A 26123-nucleotide genomic window follows, 5' to 3' on the forward strand; every position below is an offset into this window, starting at 1 on the left:
TGAAAGTCTGTATAAAAATCCACTACGGACCGGGTCGGTCGCCCTTGGGCCAACCCGCCTCTGAACAGAGTCCATGATCCCTCAAGCCGAGACGCTACTCTTTCGCTTGATAAACAGCTCCCGGCTCTTGAGTTGCCGCTTTCCCAGGTAGGGTTGCAGCGCCAGGCGGCTGAACCGTTTGGCCGCCTGCAACAGTGCCGGGCTATCGAAACGCCCCTCGGCGAAGGCCAGCAGGTGAGCACCGAGGAACAGGGTACGGGGATCTGCCGTGCGCTCGCAAGCCACGAAACCGAGTTCGCGCTCGAAGCCATACAATAACTCGGGCCTTATGATGCTCTCATCGTCGGCGGCATATTCAAAATCCACCGCATAGCCGAGGGATTGCAGCAACAGAAACTCGAAACGACGCAGGGGCAGCTCGGGGGTCTCGCCATCGGTGAGCGCCATCAACGCGCGGGCATAGCCATCAAACACCTCGGGAAAGGGGGTATGGGCTTCCAGCAGGTAGTAGACCAGCTCGTTGAGATAGAGACCATAGAACAGCAGGTCGCCGCTCAGACGCAGGGAGTAGTCCGGGCACTCGACTGCGGTCAGGTTTTTGAGATCCCCCTTGCCACGCCAGGCAATGGTGAGCAGGGAGAAAGGCTGCAGCAGCCCTTTTAGAGGGGAACGTGGCCCGCGAGAACCGCGAGCCACCAGGGTAAATCGGCCACTATCCTGGGTGAATACCTCGACCAGCTGACTGGTCTCCCGATAGGGCCGACTGTGGATAACGAAGGCCGGTGTCAGCAATCGATCATCACCACTTAATCATCACCATAGCCAAGGCTGCGCAGGGCGCGCTCATCATCGGCCCAGCCCGACTTGACCTTGACCCACAGCTCCAGGTGCACCTTGTTCTGGAACAGGCGTTCCATGTCGATGCGCGCTTCTGTGCCTATGGTCTTGATCCGCTCACCCTTGTTGCCGATGACCATCTTCTTCTGGCCATCGCGCTCCACCAGGATCACGCCATTGATGTAGTAGATACCGTTATCTTCGACCTTGAAGCGCTCTATCTCCACGGTCACCGAATAGGGCAGCTCCTCACCGGTGAAGCGCATCAGCTTCTCACGGATGATCTCGGAGGCCATGAAGCGGGACGAACGGTCTGTCACGTAATCTTCCGGGAAGAAGTGCACGTTTTCCGGCAGCAGATCCTTGGCCCACTCGCGGATCTTCTCCACGTTGGTGCCCTTCTCGGCACTGATGGGCAGGATATGGGAGAACTTCATCTGCTGACCGAGCCACTCCAGGTGGGGCAGCAGGTCTTCCTTGTCCTTGACGTTGTCTATCTTGTTGACCGCCAGCACCACGGGACAGGGCAGATGGCGCAGCTTGCCGAGCACCATGTCGTCATCCTTGGTCCAGTGGGTGCCGTCGACCATGAACACCACCATGGCCACATCCCCCAGAGAACTGGTGGCGGCACGGTTCATCAGCCGGTTGATGGCCCGCTTCTCTTCGATGTGCAGACCCGGGGTATCCACAAAGATGGTCTGATAGTTGTCCTCGGTGTCGATCCCCAAAATCCGGTGACGGGTGGTCTGGGGTTTCTTCGAGGTAATGCTCACCTTCTGGCCAAGCAGCTTGTTGAGCAGGGTGGACTTGCCCACGTTGGGGCGGCCCACGATGGCGACAAAGCCGCAGTAAGTGGTATCTGTATCCGTCATGACAGTTTTTCCAGTGCCTGTTGTGTTGAAAGACCGCGGCCTCTTGCATCAATAGCAGTCATGACAGTCTTTCCAGTGCTTGCTGTGTTGAAAGACCGCGGCCTCTTGCATCAATAGCAGTCATGACAGTCTTTCCAGTGCTTGCTGCGCCGCGGCCTGCTCGGCCTTGCGGCGGCTGGTGCCGACCCCAATAAGTGGCTCATCCAGGCCATCCACCTCACAGTGCACGGTGAACTCCTGATTGTGCGCCTCACCCTTGACCTTGGTCACAGTGTAGGTCGGCAGGGATTTGCGGCTTCCCTGCAGTATCTCTTGCAGGCGGGTCTTGGGATCCTTCTGCTCTATGCCCGGCTTTATCTCATCCAGGCGGCTGGCATACCAGCTCAGCAACAGGGTCCGCACCGCCTCGAGATCGGTATCCAGATAGACGGCGCCTATCATCGCCTCGACCGTATCGGCCAAGATGGATTCACGACGATAACCGCCGCTCTTGAGCTCGCCCGGCCCCAGGATCAGGTGATCCCCAAGCTCGAACTCGCGGCCGAGTTCGGCCAGGGTCTTCTCGCGCACCAGGGTGGCACGCATCCGGCTGAGATCCCCTTCCGCTGCTTGCGGGAAGCGGTGGAAGAGCGCATCAGCAATCACCAGGCTGAGGATGGAGTCCCCGAGGAACTCCAGACGCTCGTTGTGGCGGGATCCTGCGCTTCTGTGGGTCAGGGCGCGGGTCAACATATCCTTGTCCGAAAAGACATGCCCGAGACGGGACTGCAGTCTGTTCATCTTGATATTCATCATTACTTTATTCCGCCGATGCGGTTGAAGCGCACGTCGGTCGGCACCCAGCTTGGCAGCCAGGAGCTCTCGTCGCGCTCAAATTCGAAACTGATCCAGATGGCAACGGCCTTGCCGACCAGATTCTGCTCGGGCACGAAGCCCCAGAAACGGCTGTCGGTACTGTTGTCACGGTTATCGCCCATCACGAAGTAGTGACCCTCTGGTACGACCCATTCATCCGGGTAGGTACCGGGCTGGCGATAGTAGCGATCCACCAGATCCGGCATCAGGGGGTTGCGCAGGGTATCGTGGCTCACGCTACCCAACTGCTCGGTAAAGCGATCCAGGGGGATACCCATCTGGCTGAATTCCCCACGCTGGTCGAAGCTGACATCGAGCTTCTTGAAACCCGGGCACGTTTTCCCTGCCTGCTCCTCGCACTTGGGACGGATCATGATCTGCTTGTTGCGATAGATGACCCTGTCCCCCGGCATGCCGACCACTCGCTTGATGTAGTCAATCCGGGTATCCAGCGGATACTTGAATACCACCACATCGCCGCGTTGTGGTTCACCGGTTTCGAGGAACTTGGTGTTGCTGACCGGATCCTTGAGGCCGTAGGCAAACTTCTCCACCAGGATGAAGTCGCCCACCAGCAGGGTCGGCATCATGGAGCCCGACGGGATCTGGAACGGCTCGAACAAGAAGGAGCGCAGTATCAGCACCAGGGTGATGACGGGGAAGATCCCCGCCGTCTGCTCTATCCATACCGGCACCGGCGCCACCTTGGCGAGGGTCTTCTCATCCAGGCCTGCACCGCCATGGGCACGGGCCATGGCAATCTTGGCGGCCCTTTGCTTGGACCACACCAGCTTGTCGATACACCAGATAATGCCGGTCACCGCACAGACGATAACCAGGATCAGGGAAAACGTACTTGCCATCGATTAATCCTTTCCTACGTGGAGAATGGCGAGGAAGGCCTCTTGCGGCACGTCGACACGACCGATGGACTTCATCCGCTTCTTGCCTTCTTTCTGCTTGTTCAGCAGTTTCTTCTTCCGGCTCACATCGCCACCGTAGCACTTGGCAGTCACGTCTTTACGCAACGCCTTGACGGTGCTGCGGGCGATGATCTGGCTGCCAATAGAGGCCTGAATGGCAATATCGAACATCTGGCGCGGGATCAACTCACGCATCTTCTCCACCACCTGGCGACCGCGATACTGGGCGTTCTCCTTGTGGGTGATGATGGCCAGAGCATCGACGCGATCGCCGTTGATCATGATGTCGAGGCGCACCATGTCGGAGGTTTCGAAGCGCTTGAAGCCGTAATCCAGGGAGGCGTAGCCACGGCTGGTAGACTTGAGGCGGTCGAAGAAGTCGAGCACCACCTCCGCCATGGGGATGTCATAGGTCAGCGCCACCTGGTTACCGTGGTAAACCATGTTGGTCTGCACGCCACGCTTCTCGATACAGAGGGTGATGACGTTGCCCATGTACGCCTGCGGCAGCAGTATGTTGCACTCGGCGATAGGCTCGCGCATCTCCTTGATGTTGTTCAAGGCAGGCATCGCAGCCGGGCTGTCGATGTGGATGGTCGAGCCATCGTTGAGCTCAATCTCATAAACTACGGTCGGTGCCGTGGTGATCAGCTCCAGATCGTATTCCCGCTCCAGGCGCTCCTGGATGATCTCCATGTGCAACATGCCAAGGAAGCCACAGCGGAAGCCAAAGCCCAGCGCGGTCGAGCTCTCTGGCTCGAAGAACAGGGAGGCGTCATTCAGGGAGAGTTTGTCGAGCGCATCACGGAATGACTCATAGTCATCGCTGGAGATGGGGAACAGACCGGCATAAACCTGCGGCTTGACCTTCTTGAAGCCCGCCAGCGCCTTGTCGGCACCATTCTTGGCCTGGGTCAGGGTATCGCCGACGGGGGCGCCGTGGATGTCCTTGATGCCGCACACCACCCAACCTACCTCGCCGCAACCCAGACCCTGGGTGTCGACTTGCTTGGGAGTGAAGATGCCGATGCGATCCACGCCCCACACCTGACCGGTGCTCATCACCTTGATCTTGTCGTTCTTCTTGAGTGAGCCGTTTTTGACGCGCACCAGAGAAACCACGCCCAGGTAGGAGTCGAACCAGGAGTCGATGATCAGCGCTTGCAGCGGGGCATCGGGATCTCCTTCGGGAGGCGGGATGCGGGCCACGATCTCTTCCAGCACCAGATCGACCCCGAGGCCGGTCTTGGCGGAGCAACGCACCGCTTCCATGGCGTCGATGCCGACGATATCTTCAATTTCTTCGGCGACCCGCTCGGGTTCGGCGGCAGGCAAGTCTATCTTGTTGAGCACTGGCACCACTTCCAGCGCCATTTCCATGGCGGTGTAGCAGTTGGCCAGAGTCTGTGCCTCAACCCCCTGACCGGCATCGACCACCAGCAGTGCACCTTCACAGGCAGCCAGCGAGCGGGATACCTCATAGGAGAAGTCCACGTGACCCGGGGTGTCGATAAAGTTCAGCTGGTAGGTGTTACCGTCTTGAGCCTGGTAGTTCAGGGTCACACTCTGCGCTTTGATGGTAATGCCGCGCTCGCGCTCCAGGTCCATGGAGTCAAGCACCTGAGCCTGCATCTCACGGTCGGACAGGCCGCCACAAGTCTGGATCAGACGGTCCGACAGGGTCGATTTACCGTGGTCTATGTGCGCAATAATCGAAAAGTTACGAATGTATTTCATCGAGCAGGGATCACTCAAATTAGGTTAGGGCCGGATATGGAGGCAGGATTTTACTGGATAACCCGCTAAACGGCCAATCTTTAGTCGGCGGGTAGGCCAGGTGCTGGCCAACATGGTTATGACAGGGTGCGAGTGGTGAGTACCGCGCCCAAAATGCGGGGACCGTAAGCCCCCTGGTCGAGACGGTTTGAATAGAAGCGAACCAGCAGGAATCCCAGGGCTCCTCCCCCCAGGCAGCTGAGAATGGTGATGCCCTCGCCTCCCTCAAGCAGGGGGGCCAACCAAAGCTGGCCGAGCAAGGCTCCGACGAGCAGACAGAACAGGGGCAACACATACACCAGGGCGGCACCACGCAGCAGACTCTGCTGAGGGATGCCGAGCCGCACCTGCTGACCCACCGCCAGCGTCATGGTTCTCGGTACCCGGATCCGTTGCTGACGTTGGGGAAAGGCCTTGGCAACCGTCCCGGTACCGCAGTTGGACTGCTGCTGGCAGCCACTGCAGGCGGAACGCCGCTCACACTCAACCCAGATGTGTTGTTCGTCAATGGCGACCACTGTCGCCACCTCTTCGCTCATCTCATCCAAGGTTAACGTCCTCTTCTTCTCTGATCCCGCCCACCATACGTCATCAGCACGCCTACTGCACTGTCTCGTTGCGGGTCAGCGGGCGCACCGACTCGGCGATACGCTTGGCGGTATCGGCCGGAACCTCACCCACCACAGTGATCTCGACCCCGACATCGTTGACGAAACTCACCAGAGAGGTTGCCCCCTGGCGGATGAGTTGCTGACGCACCGCCTGCTTGGGATCGACCCGGACCACGTAAACGGAGAGATCGACCAGACCATCGGAGAGCATCATGTAATCGACCGGGGTACTGGTGGTCACCAACTGATGCTTGTCCTGAGAGAGTACCTTGAAGCCCTCTGGTAACCAGGTGATCTGCCAGTTCAGGGTCTGCTGGGGGGCCGGATAGGCATCCTCCAACGCCAACGCCTGAGGCAGCTGGCTGCTGGCCAGGGTCACCAACCAGGGGGATGGCGTCGTCATCAGATCGAGATCCACCCCCAGCACCTGCTCGACCAGGTTACCCTCCTTGTCGATCATATCGGCACGCAGCAGCAAGTGGCTCTCTTCATCGAGCCAGAGCACGAAACCGTACTTGTCCGCTTCCTTGGGCACCATGCGGATCACTTGGGAGACACGACCTGCCACCCGGCTGCGACCGGCGACCACCAGATCGTAGCTAGCCAGCACCCGCGCCAGCGGCATGCTGACCAGGGTGGACCAGATACCGGGGAAGCGACCGCCTTTGAGGGTATAGGGTTCGTGGGTGTTCTCGAAGAAGGTGAACTCATTTTGGCGCTGCAGGTACTCCACCGCCTTGCCATCCAGATAGCTCAGATGAGCCACCTCTTTGCCATCAATGATGGCGTGGCTGATCCGGAGCGGTTCGATCCGCCCCTGCCTCGCCTTGACCATGGAGAGTTCGAAATTCTGTTGGGTAGAGGCACTCTGCATCTGCTGCAACAAGGCCTCGGCCGACATTTCGTCGGCCGAGGCCTTGGCACAAATCAGCAGGACAGATGCCAGCAGGATACGGCTGGACTGGCGCACGTTAGCATTCCTGAGAGAAGAGGGTGATGGCGGATAGGCCCTTATTCCTGAACCTGCTTGTCTTGCAACAAGCGCTGCTGCAACTGGTGATCGCGCAGGAAGGCATTGATACGCGCCCGCTGCTCATTCATCTGCTGCTCGTTCAATGTTTGCTGACGACTTGCTCGGTCACCCTCCTGGGCGTAGTGAACACTCACCGGTGCGGCACTGCCGCCGACGGGTATGGTGTTCAGCACAGGATTGGTCTGCATGGCAGGATCCTGACCCTGATACTGCTGCACCCCAAAGATGACGGCAGCGGCGACCGAGGCGGCAATGGCATACTGACCAAATTGCTGGCCCGCACGGCGCAGGAAGGGAATGACGCGACCGGGTTGCCGCACAGGCGGAACAGGTGCCGCGATCGGAGCCAATATGGTTGGCTCCTCATCGAGTGCCAAGGCTATCTTGTCGCTGAGATCCAGCTGCAGATTGAGCGGCAGATCTCCCCGCATGGCATCACCGATCAGATGGTAACGGCTCCAGGTATCCCGCGACTCGGCATCCATCGCCAAGAAGTCGAGTTCCTGTACATCACTCAGGTCACCATCCATCAGGGCCGAGATTTGCTGTTTATTTGCCATAAGTTAACCTGTCTTCCCCAGTTTAATTCTCAGTCAGAGGTTTCAGCTTTTTATCGATTGCGTCCCTCGCCCTGAAGATGCGGGATCTCACCGTACCCACAGGACAATCCATGATTTCTGCAATCTCTTCATAGCTCAGCCCTTCCAATTCACGAAGGGTGATAGCTGTCCTCAAGTCCTCAGGCAGCGCCTCTATGGCGGCAAACACTGTCCGTTTTATCTCGTCGGTCAGTGCCAGATTCTCCGGGGTGGCGACCTCTTGCAGGGCTTCTCCACCAGCGTAGTATTCTGCCTCGTCAGCCTCCACGTCACTGCTGGGCGGCCTGCGCCCTTGGGAGGTGATGTAATTCTTGGCCGTATTGACGGCAATTCGGTACAACCAGGTGTAGAAGGCACTCTCGCCACGGAATGTCGGCAGCGCCCGATAGGCTTTGATAAACGCCTCTTGCGCTACATCCGGCACATCGCCCGGATTATTGACATACCTGGCTACCAGGTTGACCACCTTGTGTTGGTATTTTTTTACCAACAGGTTGAACGCGTTTTTATCGCCACGTTGGACTCGCTCAACCAGTTGTTCGTCCAGTAAATTCTGGTCGCTCATCAGGCCGTAAGACCCCCATTAAGGTTATCGTTTTTCTTTTCCGGCCCTTCCTAAGCGCACAAGTTCAGACAGGGAGAATCAGAGAAAGTTCGCTTTAGTTGAAAAAAAAGTGATGCGTGCTGCACCGTTACCCTTGCTTGGGCTACCATGGTGCCAGTTCTTTATCCAGGCCAATGATACTTATGAAAGCAAGTGTTGAATACCTTTGCGACGTTCTCATCATTGGCAGCGGTGCCGCCGGTTTGTCTCTCGCGCTGCGATTGGCCGATCAGGCAAGAGTCCTGGTTCTGAGCAAGGGGCCCATCAGTGAGGGGGCCACTCTCTATGCGCAAGGAGGCATCGCTGCCGTGTTTGACGAAACCGACAGCATCGAGTCCCACGTCAGTGACACCCTTAACGCAGGCGCAGGCCTGTGTGACCCCGGTGTCGTCGAGTTCACCGCCCGCCATGCCCGCGACTCCATCCAGTGGCTGATCCAGCAGGGCGTCCCCTTCGATCAGGAAGAAGATGACCACGGCGAATCCCACTATCACCTGACCCGGGAAGGGGGCCATAGCCATCGTCGCATCTTCCACGCCGCCGATGCCACCGGCAAAGCGGTGCAGACCACACTAGTCGATCAGGTACGGGCTCATCCCAATATCCAGCTGATGGAGCGCTTCAATGCGGTCGATCTCATCACCACCCGCAAGCTGGGCCTGCCGGGCAACAAGGTGCTGGGTGCCTACGTCTGGAACCGCAACGCCGAACAGGTCGAGGTGATCCGCGCCCGCTTCGTGGCCCTGGCCACGGGAGGCGCCTCCAAGGTATACCAATATACCTCCAACCCGGATGTGAGCTCGGGGGATGGCATCGCCATGGCCTGGCGCGCCGGCTGCCGGGTCGCGAATCTGGAGTTCAACCAGTTCCACCCCACCAGCCTGTTCCATCCGGACGATCCGAACTTCCTGCTGACTGAAGCACTGCGTGGCGAAGGCGCCTATCTGCGCCGCCCGGACGGCAGCCGTTTCATGGAGGATTTTGACGAGCGGGCCGAATTGGCACCGCGGGACATCGTCGCCCGTGCCATCGACCATGAAATGAAACGCCTGGGCGCAGACTGCATGTATCTGGACATCAGCCACAAGCCGGCCGATTTCATCATCAAGCACTTCCCGACCATCTTTGATCGCTGCCTCGCGGTCGGCATCGACATCACCAAAGAGCCGATGCCCATCGTCCCTGCCGCCCACTACACCTGTGGTGGCGTCATGATAGACAACAATGGCCAGACCGACATTCCCGGTCTCTATGCCATCGGCGAAGTGACCTACACCGGGCTGCACGGTGCCAACCGCATGGCCTCCAACTCCCTGCTCGAATGCGTGGTCTATGCCCACCAGGCGGGCGCCGACATCCTGGCCAAACTGCCGATGAGCGTGGAGCCACCGAGCCTGCCTGCCTGGGATGAGAGCCTGGTGGACAATTCCGACGAGCAGGTGGTTATCCAGCACAACTGGCACGAGCTGCGGCTGATGATGTGGGACTATGTGGGCATAGTGCGCACCAACAAGCGGCTCGAGCGGGCCAAGCGCCGCATCGACATGCTCAAGCAGGAGGTGCAGGAGTACTACGCCAACTTCCGGGTCTCCAACAACCTGCTGGAGCTGCGCAACCTGCTGCAAGTAGCCGAACTCATCGTCAACTGCGCCATGCAGCGCAAAGAGTCCCGCGGCCTGCACTACAACCTGGACTTCCCTGATTTGAAGCCCAACCCCAAGCCTACCGTGCTGACCCCGGACAGGGATTGACCCCGCCATAACAACAGACCCCGCCGAGTGCGGGGTCTGTTGTTATGGGAGAGCGGCCACCCTCTGTGCCTTGATAGCCAGGCTGACAGCCCCTCCTCTCCCTACTGCCCCTTGCGCCCTGGATGGAGGTGCACGGCCCGGGCCAGGGTACGGTAGTGCTCGGGGGCCAGGGCATCGGCGAACAGCCAGAGGCGAGCCTGCCCACCCCGCTCTCCCAGTATCTGTAGCCAAAGGGCGCCGGGCAAGATGCAGCTGCGCGGCCCAATCCGGTAACGCTGCCCCTGCCAATGGAGCCACTCCCCCTCCCACCGCAAGGCTCCCTGAGTTTGATGGGCCTGACGCTGTGCCAACCCCAACCCCAGCAGCCAGCACGGCAGAAACAGTCCCCATAATCCGCCCTGGATCAGCGACGAGACGGGCCAGAGCAGCAATAAAAACAGCGCCAGCAGACAGAGCTGCTGGCGCCGGGAGACGGTCACGGGGATCTGCACTCAGGCCTCAGCGCTGGGCGTCGTGACGGGCCTGATTGCGCCGGAGGATCAGCGGGATCATGGCGGCAAAGGCCGGATCCTCCGGTGTCCCATGGCCCATGCACCACTTGAACAGATCCGGGTCATCGCTCTCCAGCAGGCGGATGAAGGTCAGCTGCTCGGGCTCGCTCAGGCTGTCGAACTCGTGTTCAAAAAACGGCATAAAGATCACATCCAGCTCGAGCATGCCGCGACGGCAGGCCCACTTCAGGCGGGATTTCTCGATAGGGCTCAACATGGCACTCTCCTTACAAAGACCCGTGGATGGTAACAGCAGGATTTTCCGGCTGACAAACATTCCTTACGTCTTTACCATGCAGGTCACATACTTTTGTCTCAGGAATGCGATCGTGAGCCTGCAACCCCCTGTTTTCCCGGCCGAGCCAACCCAATTCTCCCTGACCGATTACGCTGTTGTCCGCCTGACGGGCGAGGACAGAGTCAAGTACCTGCAAGGTCAGGTCACCTGTGATGTCAGCGCCCTGGCGCCGGGGCAGAGTAGCCTGGGTGGCCATTGCGATGCCAAGGGCAAGCTGTGGGGGGATTTTCGCCTCTACTGCCTGACCGACAGCCTGCTGCTGCAAACCAAGCGATCTCTGCTGGCACGCCAGCTGCCTGAGCTGAAGAAATTTGCCGTGTTCGCCAAGGTCGATATCCAGCAGAGCGACTGGACAAGTCTGGCCATCGCAGGCACGGGCACAGATGGCTGGGTCGCCACCCAGTTCGGCCTCGGCGAGACCGGCCTCATCCCCCAGGGCATGGCGGTGCGGGTCGCCACCGATCGCTGGCTGCTGGTGTGCGAGCAGGATCCCGCCCTGACCTTGCCCAAGGGCGAACCCGCCCTCTGGTGGGCGCTGGATATCCTGGCGGGTATTCCCCATCTGGAGGCGGTGCATCAGGGGGAGTACATTCCCCAGATGATCAACCTGCAGGCCCTGGGCGGCATCAGCTTCACCAAGGGTTGCTACATGGGTCAGGAGACGGTGGCCCGCGCCAAGTATCGCGGTGCCAGCAATCGCTCTCTGTTCGTGCTGGCCGGTGAGGCGACAGCCCCTGTGGCGAGCGGCGACACCCTGGAGCTGCAACTGGGCGAGAACTGGCGCCGTGGCGGCCTGGTGCTCAATGCCTGGCAGCAGGATGGCCGAGTCTGGCTCACCGCCGTGCTGCCCAAGGATACCGAGGCCGACGCCGTCTATCGCCTCAAGCAGGAAGAAGGCTCACGCCTCCAGCTTCAGCCCCTGCCCTACTCGCTGGAAGATTAAGCGGCCCCCCTCTCGCTTGCCAAGGCCCCTCAGCGGGCCTTTTGCTGGCTGACCGCCTCCCTGCCCGCCCCGACCGATCCTTTGACGGGCTCACCACCGGGCCCGCAAAGGACGCTCGCCCAGGGTGGCTCATAGACTGCCCCTAACACACACTCCCTCTGCACGCCTCGCCTGCCCGCCATGCCCTGCAACTCAGCGGCAATTAATTCTCGCCTGAACCATGTGACCCGGCCCGGACTCCAAACCATATCGAAACCCGCTTTCACACCTCCCTCTCTGCACAAGGTGACGACATGAACAAGACCTCTTCCTGGGCCACCAGCTGGCGCCTGCTCACCCCTTACTGGCGCTCCGAACAACGCTGGCACGCCCTCGCCCGACTTGGGGCCATCATAGGGCTCACCCTCGCCATGGTGTACCTCAACGTCAGGTTCAACAGCTGGAACAACCTCTTCTACAACGCCCTTGAGCGCCACGATTTCGCCACCTTCAAGACCCAGCTCTGGCACTTTGCCGCCCTGGCCATCGCCTTTATTCTGGTCGCCGTCTACAAGATCTATCTCACCCAGGGCCTGCAAATGCGCTGGCGCCTATGGATGACCAGCCACTATCTGGATCGCTGGCTGGCGCAGCACAGCTTCCTGCATCTGGAGCGCAGCGCCGAACTGGATAACCCGGATCAGCGTATCGCCGACGATCTGGGCTCTCTCACCGATGGCGCCCTCTCCCTGGGATTGGGACTGCTCTCCAGCCTGGTCACCCTCTTCTCCTTCGTGCATATCCTCTGGGGCATAGGGGGCAGCCTGACGTTTGCCCTCATGGGCCAGACCCTGAGCATCCCGGGCTACATGGTCTGGTTCGCGCTGGGCTATGCCCTCGTTGGCTCCTGGGTCATCTGGCGCTTCGGCCGCCCCCTGGTCGGGCTCAACGTCCAGCAACAACAGAGGGAGGCCAACTTTCGCTTCGGGCTCATCAGGGTGCGCCAGCATGCCGACGCCATCGCCCTGCAACGGGGGGAGGGGTTCGAGAAGCAGCGGCTCAATCGGGAGTTTCACTCGGTGCGGGATAACTGGTTCTCCATCATGGGGCTCAGCAAGCGACTCAACATGGCCAGCACCTTCTACAGCCAGTTCGCCACCATATTCCCCATTCTGGTGGCCGCTCCCCACTATTTCGCCAAACAGATAAGTCTGGGGGGGCTGATGCAGACCGCCTCCGCCTTTGGCCAGGTACAGGGTGCCCTCTCCTGGTTTATCGGCGCCTTCGATCAGCTGGCGAGCTGGAAGGCCTGCCTCAACCGCCTCGGTCAGTTCGAACAGGCCATTAGCCAACCGGCGCCCACTCTTTTGCAACTGACGCCGGATCGGGACCTCGAACGGCCATTACGGATCCAGGGTCTCCTCCTCGAGACGCCGACCGGCATGCCGTTGCTGCATCTTGATAACCTGGTGCTGCAACGGGGTGAGCATCTGCTGCTGAGCGGCCCCTCGGGCTGCGGTAAATCGACCCTGCTGCGCGCCATCGCCGGACTCTGGCCCCATGCCAGAGGGGAGGTCTCCACCCTGAGTGCCCATGAGTGCTTCTTCCTGCCCCAGCGCCCCTATCTGCCGCAAGGCTCCCTGCGCGCGGCACTCTGCTATCCGGAGCCCGAGGGTGCCTATGGCGATGAGGAGATAGGCCAGGTGATGGCGCTCTGCCTGCTCGCCCCTCTGCTCCCCGAGCTCGACCAGGTGCAGGATTGGCAGCGACGCCTCTCGCCAGGGGAGCAGCAGAAGATCTCCCTGGGCCGTGCCCTGCTGCACAAACCACGCATGCTGTTCCTCGATGAGGCCAGCAGCGCCCTGGATGAGGCCGCCGAGAGCAGGCTCTATCGGCTGCTGCTGACCCGGCTGCCGGATACCACCCTCGTCAGCGTGGCGCACAGATCCAGCTTGCTGCCCCTGCATGGCCGTCATCTCGACTGCCGCCCTGACTCAGAAGGCGCTGTTAGCCTGGTGGCGGTGCCGCTACCCGCTTAGCCGCCCCCGGGCTTGCCATACGGGGAAATATGACAGAGGCTGCCCCGATCCCTTGGAGCTGCCTCGCTGTCGGGCAACAGCAATCAAGGCCGAGGCTTTACGCCGCCTTCAGTCCCGGAACACCTGACGGGCGTGGCTCACCAGGGCATCCTTGAGCCAGCGGCCAGCGGGCCCCAGGGATCTGTCCCGGCGCCACAGCAGCTCCAACCCCAGGCTCTGCTGCGCGAGGAAGTCCACCGGCAAGAGCACCACCTCCCCCCGGGCCAGGGGCCCCTGCAACAGATATTGGGGCACGGATCCCCAGCCAAGGCCGCGCTTGGTGAGCTCGAGCAGGCCCCAGTCCCCCTCCACCCACCAGACATTCGGCGAGAAGCGAAAGCGCTCCCGCTCCCCGCCCCCCCGCTGACCCGTCACCATCAACTGGCGCTCCAGCCTGAGATGATCGAGCCCCACCTTGGCCAAGGTCGCCAGAGGGTGAGTGGGGGCCGCCACTATGGGCATGGCGAGCCGCCCCAGGGCATGAAATTCCAGCTCAGGACTCGGCTGCAGGCGCTCGTAGCTGATGCCAAGCTGGGCCCGCCCCTCCCGCAGCAGGTGAGTGAGATCCTCGAGCATGGGAAACAGCAGCTCCAGCTCGATGGCGGGGAAACGCTCGGCAAAGCGACTCAGCACCTCGGCCACCCAGGAGAGCTGGGAGTCATCATCGATGGCCAGGGTCAGCCGCGACTCCACCCCCCCATGCAGCTCAAGGGCCACGGCTTGCAACTGCTCGCTGCTGGCGAGCACCGCCCTGGCCTGGGCCACGATGCGCTCCCCCGCCGGGGTCAGCTGCGGATAGCGACCACTGCGGTCGAACAAGCCGAGATCAAGATCGGCCTCCAGATTGGCGATGGCGCTGCTCACCACCGATTGTGCCTTGCCAAGCTGGCGGGCTGCGGCCGAAAAGGAGCCACTGTCGGCGGCGGCCAACAGGGTCCTGAGCTGCTCCAGGGAGAGATTCATGAGCGAATGCCTTGTCATGGGAGTGGGCTTGATGAGCGGCAGTATAGGCCATATGTATCTATTAAAGAGATAGATACCAACGTGAATACCCGGCAATTAAGCGATAGATTGACCTCCATGCTTTCCATAAAACCTGTTTGAAGAGAGAGATAGACATGCGTAACTCCCGTGATCGTCTGCGCCACGCCATCGGCTTTGAATTGATTGGCCTGCTGATCGCCGCCCCCCTCGCCAGCTGGGTGACCGGGGTAGCCTTGAGCCACATGGGACCACTGGCCCTGTTCTTCTCTGTGCTGGCCACCGTCTGGAACTATGTCTACAACCTGGGATTTGATCGCTTGCTGCAACAGCGGCAGGGTCATACCCACAAGACGCTCTGGCAGCGGGTGGGGCATGCCATCGGCTTCGAGGGGGGTCTGCTGATCGTGGCCCTGCCCGCCATGGCCTGGTGGCTGGAGATCAGCCTGCTGGAGGCTCTGGTGCTGGATCTTGGCTTCGTGGTCTTCTACCTGGTCTATGCCTTCGTCTACAACCTGCTCTATGACAAGGTCTTCCCCATCCCGACTCAGGTCACGCAACACGCCTGAGCCTGTCATCGCCATGCAAAAGGTCCACCCTGAGGTGGACCTTGTTACTCATTCCCCGCCCACCGGCAAATCAGTGCCAAGGGTCCCGCAGAGTGAGTGATGGATTGCGCTGGGGTCCGGGTTGCCACCGGTGACAGGACCGCCCCCATTGCAAGCTTGGGGCGGCTCAGGCCGGTGCGTTGACCAGGGGCGCCTCTTGCTCTTCGACCGTCTGCTCTTTCCTGAGCATGGCTTCGATATCTTGCTGATATTGACTCAACATGCGCTGGGCCGCCGCCATGTCTCCCTTGTGCAGCCGCTCGAACAGATGATGCTGGACCACACCGCTCAGGTACTCAACCGTGATGGGTTGCTCCAGGATCTCCTGCAGTTCCTCCTTGTCCAGTTCGGCATTGATCTCGTCTGCACAACTGCGCAGCAGGCCCGACAACTGGGTCAACATCCGACGCTCGCCGTCGCGCAGCAGGCTCAACATGCGAGTTCTCTGCTGCTCATTCTGTTGGGTCATACATTTCCTTACGTCTAGGGGAACAGGCCAGCTCATTTTGCCCTGTCCGCCCGGGAGCGTCTATCCCGCCAAACACTCTTATTTTCCCCTCTCACGAGCGGGGTGCCATGCTGTGCTATTTGGGCCGCTTCTGGGTATAGTAACCCCCAGAAGCGGGGTCGCTGACCCCTTGTCGACCCCATCTCCGGAGACCCTTATTCCATGACAGATGCCATGCTGCTGCTCTGTACCTGCCCGAGTCAAGCGAGCGCCGACCTCATCAGCGAGCAGCTGCTCGAGCGCCGCCTAGCGGCCTGTATCAATCAGTTGGCACCGGTGAGCTCCGTCTACCGCTGGCAGGGCAAGATAGAGCGGGCAAGCGAGATCCAGCTCATCATCAAGTCCCGAGCCCCCCTCTTTGCCGAGATAGAGCAGGCGATCCTGACCCTGCATCCCTATGAAATCCCCGAGCTGCTGATGCTGCCCATCAGCGCTGGCCATGGGCCTTATCTCGCCTGGCTGACAGCGGAAACCTCATGATGGGCACTATCTTGCTGCGTTACGTGCTGCTGATTTTCAGCCTGATTGCACCCCTCTCCCAGGCTCAAGCCCAGGCCAGCAATGATCTGCTTGGCTCCCTGGGACTGGGGCAGCAGACCCCCCACTTCCTCAAGGTCGATCAGGCCTTCGTGCTCGACGCCGTGCAAGATGGTGAGCGGCTGACGGTACGCCTGCAGATAGCCGAAGGTTACTACCTCTACCGCCACCGCTTCACCTTCAAGGGAGAGCATGCCAGCTTCGATAGCCCCGCACTGCCCCCTGGTACGGATCATGAGGATGATTTTTTCGGTAAAACAGAGGTTTACTACCAGCAAGTGGAGATACCACTGCGGCTGACCCAGGTCGACGAACAGGGCCGCCTGCACATCAGCTATCAAGGCTGTACCGAGGGCCTCTGCTACCCGCCCACGGACAAGGTCATCACGCTGACGCCCCTGGCGGCCCACGCCGCCGCGGCGGATCCCGGCGAGAGCCAGTCAGACATTGATGGCCCCACCAGCCAGCAAGACAGACTGGCCGCGGCGCTTGGCAGTCAGGGATTCTGGCTCAGCATCGCCGCCTTCTTCGTGCTCGGGCTGGGGCTCGCCTTCACTCCCTGCGTCTTTCCCATGTACCCCATTCTGACCGGCATCATCGCCGGGGCAGGAGAGCGGCTGTCGACCCGCCGCGCCTTCCTGCTCTCTCTGGTTTATGTGCAGGGCATGGCGGTCACCTACACCCTGCTCGGCCTGGTGGTGGCCTCTGCGGGATTGAAGTTCCAGGCCGCGCTCCAGCACCCCTATGTGCTGATCGGCCTCTCCGTCATGTTCGTGCTGCTGGCGCTCTCCATGTTCGGCCTCTATAACCTGCAGCTGCCCAGCAGCCTGCAGACCCGGTTGAGTGGCATGTCAAACCGCCAGCAGGGCGGCTCAGTGCCCGGGGTTGCCATCATGGGGATGATCTCCGGCCTGGTCTGCTCCCCCTGCACCACGGCGCCGCTCTCGGGGGCGCTCATTTATGTGGCCCAGAGTGGCGATCTCTGGCTTGGCGGTGCGGCGCTCTATGCACTGTCGCTAGGGATGGGCCTGCCACTGATACTGCTCGGCACCTCGGGGGGCAAGCTGCTGCCCAGGGCTGGCGCCTGGATGGATCTCATCAAACAGCTCTTCGGGTTTGCGCTGCTGGCGGTGCCCGTGCTGTTACTGTCACGGCTGTGGAGCGAGCAGGTCACCACCCTGGTCTGGCTCGGCTGGGGACTGGCCCTGTGCGGCTATCTCTATCATCACAATCAGGGATCCCCCCACGGTATCGGCAAGAGCCTGCGCGGTTTTCTCATACTGCTGGCCATGATAACCAGCGTGTTCATGGTCAAGGAGACCCTGCTACCGCCCCCCATCGCGCAAGTCGAGGCCAAGGCGCCTCAGTTTGTGCGGATCAAGACGGTGCAGGATCTGCAGCAGCAGCTGGCCGCCGCCCGTGGCACACCGGTCATGCTGGATCTCTACGCCGACTGGTGTGTGGCCTGCAAGGAGTTCGAGCACAAGACGTTCAGCGATCCCGCCGTTCGTGCGCGTTTCGATCAGATGGTATTGCTGCAGGCCGATGTCACCGCCAATGATGACGACGACGTCACCCTGCTCAATGAGCTGAAGGTGCTTGGGCTGCCGACCCTGATCTTCTTCGACCCTGAAGGCAACGAGCAAAGTGGCCAGCGGGTAACCGGCTTTATGGGTCCCAGCGAGTTTCTCGGCCGGCTCGACAAGCTGCGTTGATATCCACCCGGTAGACGCCACACCTTCGCCAAGGGGAGAAAGTGATTCCTATGCGGGGCAATCCCTTTTCAAGCTAGCGTGCTCACACGCAGCCAGAGGAAAAGCATCCCCGGTGTCATTGAAGCCCGGCTGAGGATCAGAGGGATTTGTCGCCACCCAGGGTGGAATCTTGCCGATAACCCCTGATTTTTCTGGTCATCCCTTGTATATGACAGGCACCGTGGCAAAATTTGCCCTTTCCCGTCTCGGTCGTCCGGAGTTTTGATGAAAAAGTGGTTCATCCCCCTGTTAGCCCTCTGGCTGTTTGCCTGCAGCTCGGGACCCGGGGTCGACGAGATAGAGCGCCAGGTCAGGGCCCAGCTGCTGACTGGTAGCGATGCCAAGCTGTTTGACATGAGTGACTTTCAGGTGCTGGACCAGAGTGAGACCCAGGATGGGGTTTATCTGATCAAGGTCAGTTATCAGCTTCATTTCAAGCAGGGGCTGGATCAACTGCAAGTATTGCAGGACGAGGATCTGGTCTACGACAGGGTTGGCCCCTATCAACAGGAAATGGCGCTGATGGAGCTGGAGCGTAAATACGGCAACTTTGAGGCGGGCCAGGTCGTGGCGCAACAGAGCCAGGTATGGATGCTCAAGACGGAACAAGGCTGGCGCCTGGCAGAACCCGCCTGATAATGTTGATGGGGAAGGTCATGAAAACCTTCCCCGCTATTTATCTATCCCTTGTTTTTCCACGCAACCAGAGAGATGGCGACATCGTTATAGTCATCATCATCTTGATCTTCGATGGAGATGTTATAGCCATAACCGATGACAGTGCCGTCATTGGTCGTGATGTTATAAGTGTTGATGCTGCTACTCAATTTGACTGACTGAGCTATATCTATCGACAGTTTGACTTGCCCTCCCTGGACGAAATCAGCTCCCTGAGCCAGCGGAGGATTAATATCCACACTCTGCTTCTGCTTATCGAAATAAACTTTATTACCATCATATAATTTCGCCTTTATTAAAAAGGCGGCCTGAGTGGTGACAAACCAGGACATATAATAACCGGCTGGGAATGAGTCAATATTAAATGTTTTATTCGCCATGATAGTTCTTCCTTAAGGTTGAGTCGCTGATAAAAAGTTTTTCCACTCGAAGTTCATGGCGGTGCTATAGATGCTCATTGCCTTATCCTCATCTATGGCTCCCGGATGCTCTTTCTGATATTGATCCAGAAAATTCCCCATGGCATAAGCACCAGACGCGCTGTTGTTACCCGTGATCCAGGGCGCATACAGGTTGCCAGGGGAAGGCGGCATCAACTGATTGGCGAGCCAATACCAGAGATATTCACAGGGGATCATCATGATGAGGGTGTAGATAGGATCGGCATGGGAGGCGGTATCCGATTCAAACTGGGCATAGTCACGACAGGCCGTCGTCGGGACTACCCCATTGGCATCACGAATATGCCAGATGGTCGGGAACGCCTCATTATAGGCTTGGTATCTTTTATATTTCTCCAGCAGGAAAAATTTCAACACCTCATCACTGGTACGGCTCTCGGCAGCCAGATAACTCTGGGCGCCATTGAAGCAATAATAGGCATCGCTCACATTAAACCCGCCATAAGTAACAGGATCCAGGCTGGCCGACTTTATGCCTGACATGAAGGGCGTGTTCAGCGTTTTTTCGGCTATGGGAATGCAGGGCTGCCACAATCGCCAGAACAGCGAATCAGTGGGGGGAGGTGCGCTGGACAGACCATGTTGATCCAACATGAGATTATCAAACCTGAGTCGTCTTGGACTAAACATATTATTTCCTTATATCCCGTAATCTCCTTGAGCATCTCAGGCCCTTGATGGCCTTGACGCTCTTGCTATTCTGCCGCACCAAACGAATCCACCTTAAGGCGAGCAGATGCTCACTATAGCCGACAGATACGGTTTCGTTCGTAACTCATCAGGCTTTATCGGAAGGCAAGCGGCAGGAAGTTGATATCTAATGGATTTATGTCTGGGGGAACCAGGCTCCCCCAATATGATCAGGAAAGGATCACAGCAGATCTTTCATGCGGTGCCACAACATCCCGAGCGCCAGCAAGGGAGAACGCAGGGCAGGGCCGCCTGGGAAGCTCATGTGGGGGACGCTGCTGAACAGATCGAACCCTCGACTCTGCCCGGCAATCGCCTCGGCTACCAGCTTGGCGGCCATGTGGGTCGCATTGAGGCCATGCCCCGAATAAGCCTGGGCATAGAAGACATTGTCATGGGCCGATAGCCGGCCAATCTGCGGCAAGCGGTTGGCACCTATGCCTATCATCCCCCCCCACTGAAACTCGATGGCGGTGCCCGCCAGCTCGGGAAAGACCCGTAGCAGTTTGGGCAACATGAAGGCCTTGATATCTTTGGGATCTTTTCCCGAGTAGTTGCAGGCTCCCCCAAACAGCAGGCGCCCATCCGCCGATAGCCGGTAGTAATCGAGGGCCACATTCTGATCGCAGACCGCCATATTCTGCGGCAGCAAGCGCTGGCGCAACCGCCTCTCCAGCACCTGGGTCGCCAATATGTAAGAACCGGCGGGCAGCACCCGCCCCCCGATCTCGGCATCCAGATCATTGAGATAGGCGTTGCAGCCCAGCACCAGGTATTTGGCGCGGCATCGACCATGGGCAGTGGTGACGCTCACTGTGCTGCCATAGTCGATGTGGGTCACCCGGGAGTGCTCGAACAGGGCGACGCCCAGGCTGGCGGCGGCGCGCGCCTCGCCGAGGGCCAGATTGAGGGGATGCAGGTGCCCCGATCCCATGTCGATCATGCCACCGATATAGCGATCCGATCCCACCACGGTATGCATCTCCTCCCGCGGCACCAGCCTTACCTCATGCCGGTAGCCGAGGCTGGTCAGATGCTCGGCCTCCTCCTCAAAGTCACGCAGATGGCGCGCCTTGGTGGCCAGATCGCAGTAACCCCACTGCAGATCGCAGTCGATGTTGAAGCGTTCTATGCGTTCGCGCACTAGCTGCACCGCCTCCAGCCCCATCAGATCCAGATCGCGCACCCCCTGCTCACCGATATGACGGGTGAACTGACTGGTGTCGTGGCCTATGCCGCGGATCAGCTGACCACCGTTGCGACCCGACGCTCCCCAGCCGATGCGGTTGGCCTCGAGCAAAACGACCTTGTAGCCCGCCTCCGCCAGATTGATGGCGGTGTTAAGGCCGGTGAAGCCGCCGCCTATGATGCAGACATCCGCCTCCAGCTCACCGGATAGCTCGGGCCAGCTCGAAAGGTCATTGCGTGTCGCCGCATAGTATGAGGCCGCGTGTTCCTGATTCCCTGTACTCATAAGTCAGCATCCTGCCCATGTATGTTTACTAAAATAAACAACCGTTAACAGAGAATACCCACAGGGGGGTCGGCAATCCAGCCTATCCACCACCGGAAAACCCTTGGCGAGTCACAGAAATGCAAAAGGCGCCCCTGGGGGCGCCTTGGTCAGCAATCGAGTACCGAGAATTACAGTACGTCGATGGCGTTCAGGTCGGAGAAGGCTTTCTCCAGACGAGCGATCATGGAAGTCTGACCGGCACGTACCCAGACGCGCGGATCGTAGAACTTCTTGTTCGGCTTGTCAGCACCTTCCGGGTTGCCCAGCTGGGCTTGCAGGTAGGCTTCGTTCGCCTTGTAGAAGTCCAACACACCTTCCCAGGTAGCCCACTGGGTGTCGGTGTCGATGTTCATCTTGACCACACCGTAGGAGATGGATTCGCGGATCTCTTCCAGGGTAGAACCTGAACCACCGTGGAATACGAAGTCCAGGGACTTGGCAGGCAGACCAAACTTCTCGGAAACGAATTTCTGGGAAGCGTCCAGGATGGACGGGGTCAGCTTGACGTTACCCGGCTTGTAAACACCGTGTACGTTGCCGAAGGAGGCAGCGATGGTGAAACGGGGGCTGATCTTGGACAGACGCTCGTAGGCGTAAGCCACGTCTTCCGGCTGGGTGTACAGGGAAGATTGATCCAGGTGGCTGTTGTCCACGCCATCTTCTTCACCGCCGGTGCAGCCCAGTTCCAGCTCCAGGGTCATGTTCATCTTGGCCATGCGAGTCAGGTACTCGCAGCAGATGTCGATGTTCTCTTCCAGCGGCTCTTCGGACAAGTCCAGCATGTGGGAGGAGAACAGCGGCTTGCCGGTCTCGGCGAAGTGCTTCTCACCGGCGTCCAGCAGGCCGTCGATCCAGGGCAGCAGCTTCTTGGCAGCGTGGTCGGTGTGCAGGATAACCGGCACGCCGTAAGCTTCGGCAACAGCGTGCACATGCTTGGCACCGGAGATGGCACCCAGAACGGCAACTTGCTGGCCTTCCAGCTTCAGGCCCTTACCGGCGGTGAACACGGCGCCGCCGTTGGAGAACTGAACGATGACCGGAGCCTTCACCTTGGCGGCAGCTTCCAGTACGGCGTTGACGGAGTCGGTACCGACACAGTTAACAGCCGGCAGAGCGAAGCCGTTCTCTTTAGCGATAGCGAACACTTTCTGAACGTCATCACCAGTGATCACGCCGGGTTTTACGAAGTCGAAAATTTTCTTAGACATGTTAATCGTCCTGTTCTCGTATGCCGTTAATAAAAAGTGGGGGTTTATCACGAACCGCCGCAGCGGCCATATGATAAACGAAACGGGAGGCTTTTGCCCCCCGTCTCGGGTCAATTAGGCTTTGGCGCGCTGTTCCAGCATGGCCACTGCCGGCAGTACCTTGCCCTCTACAAACTCCAGGAAGGCGCCGCCGCCGGTGGAGATGTAGGAGACTTTGTCGGCGATGCCGAACTTGTCGATGGCCGCCAGGGTGTCACCACCACCGGCGATGGAGAAGGCCGGGGAAGCAGCGATGGCTTCGGCGATCACCTTGGTGCCTGCGGAGAACTGGTCGAACTCGAACACACCGACCGGGCCGTTCCACAGAATGGTCTTGGCATTCATGATGATGTCGGCCAGGGCCTTGGCGGAGTCAGGGCCGATGTCGAAGATCATGTCACTGTCGGTCACATCGCTAACGGACTTGATGGTCGCCGGGGTGGATTCGGAGAACTCGGTGCCCACGACCACATCTGTGGTCACCGGAATGTTGGTCTCGGCGGCCAGTTTCTTGGCGGTGTCCAGCAGGTCGTGCTCGCACAGGGACTTGCCGACATTGTGACCGGCAGCGGCGATGAAGGTGTTGGCGATGCCACCACCGACCACCAGCTGGTCTGCGATCTTGGAGAGGGATTCCAGCACGGTCAGCTTGGTGGAGACCTTGGAGCCGCCCACGATGGCAACCATGGGGCGCTCGGGCTTGAGCATGGCTTTGCCCAGGGCTTCCAGTTCACCGGCCAGCAGCGGGCCTGCACAGGCTACCGGAGCAAATTGAGCCACACCGTAGGTAGAACCTTCGGCGCGGTGAGCAGTACCGAAGGCATCCATTACAAAGACGTCACACAGGGCGGCGTATTTTTTGGCCAGCTCTTCGGTGTTTTTCTTCTCGCCTTTGTTGAAGCGGCAGTTTTCCAGCACAACCAGCTCACCGGCGGCAACGTCTACGCCATCCAGGTAATCTTTCGCCAGGGTCACTTTGCAGGAGAGTGCGTCTTTCAGATAGTCAACGACCGGGGCCAGGGAGAATTCTTCGTTGTATTCACCCTCGGTCGGACGACCCAGGTGGGAGGTGATCATCAGCTTGGCGCCCTTTTCCAGAGCCAGCTTGATGGTCGGCAGCGTCGCTTTGATCCGTGCATCGGAAGTGACCTTGCCATCTTTTACCGGCACGTTAAGGTCAGCACGGATCAGTACGCGTTTACCCGCCAGATCCAGGTCAGTCATCTTGATAACAGACATATTCAGTCCTCTATATTTTCAGGTAATGTTAAAAACAGTAACCTTGCGCCCGGTGCAGGCTCTCAGCCTGCGGCCATCATGGCCCGGGTGGTATCCAGCATGCGGTTGGCGAAGCCCCATTCGTTATCGCACCACATCAACATCTTGACGAGGTTGGCATCGCTGACCCGTGTCTGGGTACCATCGATGATGCAGGAGTGTGCATCATGATTGAAATCGACGGAGACCAAGGGTTCCTCCGTGTAATCCAGAATACCGCTTAATGTACCTCTGGATGCCCGCTGCAGGGCTTGATTTACGTCAGTAACTGTCACTTTTTTACGAACAGTAATACTGAGATCCATGGCCGTTACATTAATGGTCGGCACCCGTACCGCTATCGCCTCGAACTTGCCGGCGAAGTGGGGAAGGATACGCTCCAATCCCTTTGCCAGCTTGGTATCCACCGGAATGATGGACTGGCTGGCGGCCCGGGTTCTGCGCAAGTCACTGTGATAGGCATCGATGACTTGCTGGTCGTGCATGGCCGAATGAATTGTCGTAATAGTACCACAATTTATCTCGAATTCTCGATGCAATGTTTCGATGACGGGCACCACGCAGTTGGTGGTACAGGAGGCATTGGAGACGATCCGCTCCCGCCCGGTCAAGGTCTGATGGTTGACCCCGAAAACGATTGTCGCATCCACATCCGCATCCGCCGGATGGGAGAAGAGCACCTTGCCCGCCCCTGCCCCCAGATGGCGCTGCGCATCCGCCCGGGAGCCAAATACGCCGGTACAGTCTAGCACCACATCCACCCCCAGCGCCCGCCATGGCAAATTGGCGGGATCCCGCTCGGCGAACAGGGCGATGAGATCCTGCCCTACCTGCATGCTGCTACCTGCCAGTTGCACAGGGTGTGCGAAACGACCATGGCTGGTATCGAAGCGGGTCAGGTGCACCATGGCCTCGGGCGCCGCCAACTCGTTGATGGCGACTATCTTGATGCTCTTGTCCCGGCCGCTCTCGTAAAGAGCACGCAGTACATTGCGGCCGATCCGCCCGTAACCATTGATGGCAATCTTGATCATGGAAATTACGTGTCCTTACCTGCGACTAAAGAGAGGATGAAGAGGGAAGCATCATGAGAGTTGCGCCTCCCGGAAGGTGCCACGAGCCAGGAGTGCCGCGCCGAAGACCCCGGCACTGTCACCCAGGGCTGGAGCAATAATGGGGGCCCTGAAGCGGGGATTAAAGAGGAAGGGCAAAATTGTCTGGGCCGGGACGCTATAGAGACTCTGCACATTGCCCACCCCGCCGCCGATGACGATGACATCCGGATCCAGAATATTGACCACGTTGGCCAGGGCCTGGCCAAACAGCAGGTGCAGACGGTCTATGGTGAGCTTGGCCACATGGTCATGGGCCGTGGCCGCCGCAATCTGGGCCAGCGGGAGATGGCGCCTGGCCTTGGCTTCATACCAGGCCTCCAGCGCCGGGCCGCTGATGAGCGTTTCGACGCAGCCACGCTTGCCGCAGTAGCATTCGGGGCCATCGGGGGAGAGCACATTGTGGCCCCACTCCCCGGCGATGCCGTGGTGGCCATTGAGGATCTGGCCGTTGATGACGATACCGGAGCCCACCCCGGTACCCATGATGATGCCAAATACAACCCTGGCATCGGGATGGTGCTGGCGCACCGCCCCCAGGTGGGTTTCCGCCAGGGCGAAGCAGTTGGCGTCGTTGGCGATGAGCACCGGAATGCCGAGCCTGCGCTCGAGATCTTCCTTGAACGGCTTGCCGTTGAGCTCGGTGGTGTTGCAGTTCTTCATCAGCCCGGTCTGGGGGTCCCGGGCGCCTGGGGTGCCCATGCCGATGACGGCCGGACGCGGACCGAGCTTGGCGGCACACTCGTCCACCAGCTTGGCTATCTGACCAATCATGTGCTCGTAACCGCCACGGCGCTCGGTGGGAATGCGATGGCGCAGCAGCACCTCGTTGCCATCAAGCACCACGCACTCGCACTTGGTACCGCCCAGATCGATACCCCAATCCCACGACTTCTTGCTCATTCTGCCTCCTGCATGGCGAGCGAGACGGCCGATACGCGGCCTCGCACGCTGTCGCTCATCTTGTGTGTGGCCACCGCCACAGATGGCGCAGTGTAACCCGAGCCGGGGCCGGCGCGCAGTATCCAAAACAGTACAAG

At 59.5% G+C, this 26123-nt stretch carries 27 protein-coding genes; 7 read left to right on the forward strand and 20 right to left on the reverse strand.

Annotation, left to right across the window (positions count from 1 at the left end):
* Positions 1–81: 81 nt before the first annotated feature.
* The 9 genes from recO to rpoE form a co-directional block, all read right to left on the reverse strand.
* Positions 82–792, reverse strand: coding sequence for a DNA repair protein RecO (gene recO / locus KYK33_RS16675; protein WP_042042972.1), 711 nt, complete (start codon positions 790–792; stop codon positions 82–84).
* Positions 793–806: 14 nt separating this feature from the next.
* The gene (gene era, locus KYK33_RS16680; RefSeq protein ID WP_224431232.1) at positions 807–1712 is read right to left on the reverse strand and encodes a GTPase Era; all 906 of its coding nucleotides are present in this window, start codon (positions 1710–1712) and stop codon (positions 807–809) included.
* Positions 1713–1832: 120 nt separating this feature from the next.
* Positions 1833–2504 carry a ribonuclease III gene (rnc, locus tag KYK33_RS16685; protein WP_042043031.1) on the reverse strand — a complete coding sequence of 224 codons (672 nt, stop codon included), beginning with the start codon at positions 2502–2504 and terminating at the stop codon, positions 1833–1835.
* A 2-nt stretch (positions 2505–2506) separates the two neighbouring features.
* Positions 2507–3430, reverse strand: a complete 924-nt coding sequence (gene lepB, locus KYK33_RS16690) for a signal peptidase I (protein WP_042042968.1) — start codon at positions 3428–3430, stop codon at positions 2507–2509.
* Between the two features lie 3 nt (positions 3431–3433).
* Positions 3434–5227, reverse strand: coding sequence for a translation elongation factor 4 (gene lepA / locus KYK33_RS16695; RefSeq protein WP_224431233.1), 1794 nt, complete (start codon positions 5225–5227; stop codon positions 3434–3436).
* Between the two features lie 116 nt (positions 5228–5343).
* A complete protein-coding gene (locus KYK33_RS16700; RefSeq protein WP_224433041.1) occupies positions 5344–5805 on the reverse strand; it encodes a SoxR reducing system RseC family protein in 462 nt (153 codons plus the stop codon).
* A 61-nt stretch (positions 5806–5866) separates the two neighbouring features.
* Positions 5867–6847 (reverse strand): MucB/RseB C-terminal domain-containing protein, encoded by a 981-nt coding sequence (locus KYK33_RS16705; RefSeq protein WP_224431234.1) that lies wholly within the window; start codon positions 6845–6847, stop codon positions 5867–5869.
* Between the two features lie 41 nt (positions 6848–6888).
* Positions 6889–7470, reverse strand: coding sequence for a sigma-E factor negative regulatory protein (locus KYK33_RS16710; protein WP_224431235.1), 582 nt, complete (start codon positions 7468–7470; stop codon positions 6889–6891).
* Positions 7471–7492: 22 nt separating this feature from the next.
* Positions 7493–8074 (reverse strand): RNA polymerase sigma factor RpoE, encoded by a 582-nt coding sequence (gene rpoE / locus KYK33_RS16715; RefSeq protein ID WP_005898862.1) that lies wholly within the window; start codon positions 8072–8074, stop codon positions 7493–7495.
* Between the two features lie 182 nt (positions 8075–8256).
* Here rpoE and nadB point away from each other — a divergent pair, with 182 nt between their 5' ends.
* Positions 8257–9864 carry an L-aspartate oxidase gene (gene nadB, locus KYK33_RS16720; protein WP_042042961.1) on the forward strand — a complete coding sequence of 536 codons (1608 nt, stop codon included), beginning with the start codon at positions 8257–8259 and terminating at the stop codon, positions 9862–9864.
* Positions 9865–9965: 101 nt separating this feature from the next.
* On the opposite strand, the gene KYK33_RS16725 is transcribed toward nadB, so the two are convergent.
* Positions 9966–10349 carry a protein YgfX gene (locus KYK33_RS16725; RefSeq protein ID WP_224433042.1) on the reverse strand — a complete coding sequence of 128 codons (384 nt, stop codon included), beginning with the start codon at positions 10347–10349 and terminating at the stop codon, positions 9966–9968.
* A gap of 13 nt (positions 10350–10362) precedes the next feature.
* Positions 10363–10632, reverse strand: a complete 270-nt coding sequence (locus KYK33_RS16730) for an FAD assembly factor SdhE (RefSeq protein ID WP_224431236.1) — start codon at positions 10630–10632, stop codon at positions 10363–10365.
* A gap of 76 nt (positions 10633–10708) precedes the next feature.
* Here KYK33_RS16730 and ygfZ point away from each other — a divergent pair, with 76 nt between their 5' ends.
* Positions 10709–11656, forward strand: a complete 948-nt coding sequence (gene ygfZ, locus KYK33_RS16735) for a tRNA-modifying protein YgfZ (RefSeq protein WP_224431237.1) — start codon at positions 10709–10711, stop codon at positions 11654–11656.
* A 293-nt stretch (positions 11657–11949) separates the two neighbouring features.
* Positions 11950–13674 (forward strand): ABC transporter ATP-binding protein/permease, encoded by a 1725-nt coding sequence (locus KYK33_RS16740; RefSeq protein ID WP_224431238.1) that lies wholly within the window; start codon positions 11950–11952, stop codon positions 13672–13674.
* Positions 13675–13782: 108 nt separating this feature from the next.
* Here KYK33_RS16740 and KYK33_RS16745 read toward each other — a convergent pair whose 3' ends face one another.
* Positions 13783–14676, reverse strand: coding sequence for a LysR family transcriptional regulator (locus KYK33_RS16745; RefSeq protein ID WP_224431239.1), 894 nt, complete (start codon positions 14674–14676; stop codon positions 13783–13785).
* A gap of 155 nt (positions 14677–14831) precedes the next feature.
* Between KYK33_RS16745 and KYK33_RS16750 the strand changes: the two genes are divergently transcribed.
* Positions 14832–15263, forward strand: coding sequence for a PACE efflux transporter (locus KYK33_RS16750; RefSeq protein ID WP_042041998.1), 432 nt, complete (start codon positions 14832–14834; stop codon positions 15261–15263).
* Positions 15264–15429: 166 nt separating this feature from the next.
* Here KYK33_RS16750 and KYK33_RS16755 read toward each other — a convergent pair whose 3' ends face one another.
* Positions 15430–15771, reverse strand: a complete 342-nt coding sequence (locus KYK33_RS16755; RefSeq protein ID WP_224431240.1) for a hypothetical protein — start codon at positions 15769–15771, stop codon at positions 15430–15432.
* 201 nt (positions 15772–15972) lie between these two features.
* Between KYK33_RS16755 and cutA the strand changes: the two genes are divergently transcribed.
* From cutA to KYK33_RS16770, 3 genes are all read left to right on the forward strand, one after another.
* Positions 15973–16290, forward strand: a complete 318-nt coding sequence (cutA, locus tag KYK33_RS16760; protein WP_224431241.1) for a divalent-cation tolerance protein CutA — start codon at positions 15973–15975, stop codon at positions 16288–16290.
* Positions 16287–18062, forward strand: coding sequence for a protein-disulfide reductase DsbD (locus tag KYK33_RS16765; RefSeq protein ID WP_224431242.1), 1776 nt, complete (start codon positions 16287–16289; stop codon positions 18060–18062). The genes cutA and KYK33_RS16765 overlap by 4 nt, the downstream gene beginning before the upstream one ends.
* Positions 18063–18326: 264 nt before the next feature.
* Positions 18327–18737, forward strand: coding sequence for a hypothetical protein (locus KYK33_RS16770; protein ID WP_224431243.1), 411 nt, complete (start codon positions 18327–18329; stop codon positions 18735–18737).
* A gap of 44 nt (positions 18738–18781) precedes the next feature.
* Here the strand turns inward: KYK33_RS16770 and KYK33_RS16775 are convergent, their stop codons facing one another.
* The 7 genes from KYK33_RS16775 to KYK33_RS16805 all read right to left on the reverse strand — a co-directional run bounded on the left by KYK33_RS16775 (position 18782) and on the right by KYK33_RS16805 (position 25986).
* Positions 18782–19159 carry a hypothetical protein gene (locus KYK33_RS16775; RefSeq protein ID WP_042041974.1) on the reverse strand — a complete coding sequence of 126 codons (378 nt, stop codon included), beginning with the start codon at positions 19157–19159 and terminating at the stop codon, positions 18782–18784.
* Positions 19160–19171: 12 nt separating this feature from the next.
* On the reverse strand, positions 19172–19834 hold the full coding sequence (locus KYK33_RS16780; RefSeq protein ID WP_224431244.1) for a hypothetical protein: 663 nt from the start codon (positions 19832–19834) through the stop codon (positions 19172–19174).
* A gap of 277 nt (positions 19835–20111) precedes the next feature.
* Complete coding sequence (locus KYK33_RS16785) at positions 20112–21404, reverse strand: NAD(P)/FAD-dependent oxidoreductase (RefSeq protein ID WP_224431245.1); 1293 nt, start codon at positions 21402–21404, stop codon at positions 20112–20114.
* A 170-nt stretch (positions 21405–21574) separates the two neighbouring features.
* Positions 21575–22654: a class II fructose-bisphosphate aldolase gene (gene fbaA / locus KYK33_RS16790; protein WP_042041977.1), complete on the reverse strand. Its 1080-nt coding sequence runs from the start codon at positions 22652–22654 to the stop codon at positions 21575–21577.
* A 114-nt stretch (positions 22655–22768) separates the two neighbouring features.
* Positions 22769–23932 carry a phosphoglycerate kinase gene (locus KYK33_RS16795; protein ID WP_224431246.1) on the reverse strand — a complete coding sequence of 388 codons (1164 nt, stop codon included), beginning with the start codon at positions 23930–23932 and terminating at the stop codon, positions 22769–22771.
* A gap of 62 nt (positions 23933–23994) precedes the next feature.
* A complete protein-coding gene (gene epd / locus KYK33_RS16800; RefSeq protein ID WP_042041980.1) occupies positions 23995–25005 on the reverse strand; it encodes an erythrose-4-phosphate dehydrogenase in 1011 nt (336 codons plus the stop codon).
* A 51-nt stretch (positions 25006–25056) separates the two neighbouring features.
* On the reverse strand, positions 25057–25986 hold the full coding sequence (locus tag KYK33_RS16805) for an ROK family protein (RefSeq protein ID WP_224431247.1): 930 nt from the start codon (positions 25984–25986) through the stop codon (positions 25057–25059).
* Between the last annotated feature and the right edge of the window lie 137 nt (positions 25987–26123).

Source organism: Aeromonas rivuli (assembly GCF_020149575.1).
GTDB classification, from domain to species: Bacteria; Pseudomonadota; Gammaproteobacteria; order Enterobacterales; family Aeromonadaceae; genus Aeromonas; species Aeromonas rivuli.

Excerpts from the sequence above, each read along its gene's own strand:
- KYK33_RS16750 (WP_042041998.1), top strand. The coding sequence starts at position 14,832 with ATGCGTAACTCCCGTGATCGTCTGCGCCACGCCATCGGCTTTGAATTG.
- KYK33_RS16700 (WP_224433041.1), bottom strand. The coding sequence starts at position 5,805 with ATGAGCGAAGAGGTGGCGACAGTGGTCGCCATTGACGAACAACACATC.
- KYK33_RS16770 (WP_224431243.1), top strand. The coding sequence starts at position 18,327 with ATGAAAAAGTGGTTCATCCCCCTGTTAGCCCTCTGGCTGTTTGCCTGC.
- lepB (WP_042042968.1), bottom strand. The coding sequence starts at position 3,430 with ATGGCAAGTACGTTTTCCCTGATCCTGGTTATCGTCTGTGCGGTGACC.
- KYK33_RS16780 (WP_224431244.1), bottom strand. The coding sequence starts at position 19,834 with ATGTTGGATCAACATGGTCTGTCCAGCGCACCTCCCCCCACTGATTCG.
- lepA (WP_224431233.1), bottom strand. The coding sequence starts at position 5,227 with ATGAAATACATTCGTAACTTTTCGATTATTGCGCACATAGACCACGGT.
- KYK33_RS16740 (WP_224431238.1), top strand. The coding sequence starts at position 11,950 with ATGAACAAGACCTCTTCCTGGGCCACCAGCTGGCGCCTGCTCACCCCT.
- KYK33_RS16795 (WP_224431246.1), bottom strand. The coding sequence starts at position 23,932 with ATGTCTGTTATCAAGATGACTGACCTGGATCTGGCGGGTAAACGCGTA.
- era (WP_224431232.1), bottom strand. The coding sequence starts at position 1,712 with ATGACGGATACAGATACCACTTACTGCGGCTTTGTCGCCATCGTGGGC.
- nadB (WP_042042961.1), top strand. The coding sequence starts at position 8,257 with ATGAAAGCAAGTGTTGAATACCTTTGCGACGTTCTCATCATTGGCAGC.
- KYK33_RS16805 (WP_224431247.1), bottom strand. The coding sequence starts at position 25,986 with ATGAGCAAGAAGTCGTGGGATTGGGGTATCGATCTGGGCGGTACCAAG.
- KYK33_RS16745 (WP_224431239.1), bottom strand. The coding sequence starts at position 14,676 with ATGAATCTCTCCCTGGAGCAGCTCAGGACCCTGTTGGCCGCCGCCGAC.
- cutA (WP_224431241.1), top strand. The coding sequence starts at position 15,973 with ATGACAGATGCCATGCTGCTGCTCTGTACCTGCCCGAGTCAAGCGAGC.
- KYK33_RS16765 (WP_224431242.1), top strand. The coding sequence starts at position 16,287 with ATGATGGGCACTATCTTGCTGCGTTACGTGCTGCTGATTTTCAGCCTG.
- KYK33_RS16710 (WP_224431235.1), bottom strand. The coding sequence starts at position 7,470 with ATGGCAAATAAACAGCAAATCTCGGCCCTGATGGATGGTGACCTGAGT.
- KYK33_RS16730 (WP_224431236.1), bottom strand. The coding sequence starts at position 10,632 with ATGTTGAGCCCTATCGAGAAATCCCGCCTGAAGTGGGCCTGCCGTCGC.
- rpoE (WP_005898862.1), bottom strand. The coding sequence starts at position 8,074 with ATGAGCGACCAGAATTTACTGGACGAACAACTGGTTGAGCGAGTCCAA.
- KYK33_RS16785 (WP_224431245.1), bottom strand. The coding sequence starts at position 21,404 with ATGAGTACAGGGAATCAGGAACACGCGGCCTCATACTATGCGGCGACA.
- ygfZ (WP_224431237.1), top strand. The coding sequence starts at position 10,709 with ATGCAGGTCACATACTTTTGTCTCAGGAATGCGATCGTGAGCCTGCAA.
- KYK33_RS16775 (WP_042041974.1), bottom strand. The coding sequence starts at position 19,159 with ATGGCGAATAAAACATTTAATATTGACTCATTCCCAGCCGGTTATTAT.
- rnc (WP_042043031.1), bottom strand. The coding sequence starts at position 2,504 with ATGAATATCAAGATGAACAGACTGCAGTCCCGTCTCGGGCATGTCTTT.
- fbaA (WP_042041977.1), bottom strand. The coding sequence starts at position 22,654 with ATGTCTAAGAAAATTTTCGACTTCGTAAAACCCGGCGTGATCACTGGT.
- KYK33_RS16755 (WP_224431240.1), bottom strand. The coding sequence starts at position 15,771 with ATGACCCAACAGAATGAGCAGCAGAGAACTCGCATGTTGAGCCTGCTG.
- epd (WP_042041980.1), bottom strand. The coding sequence starts at position 25,005 with ATGATCAAGATTGCCATCAATGGTTACGGGCGGATCGGCCGCAATGTA.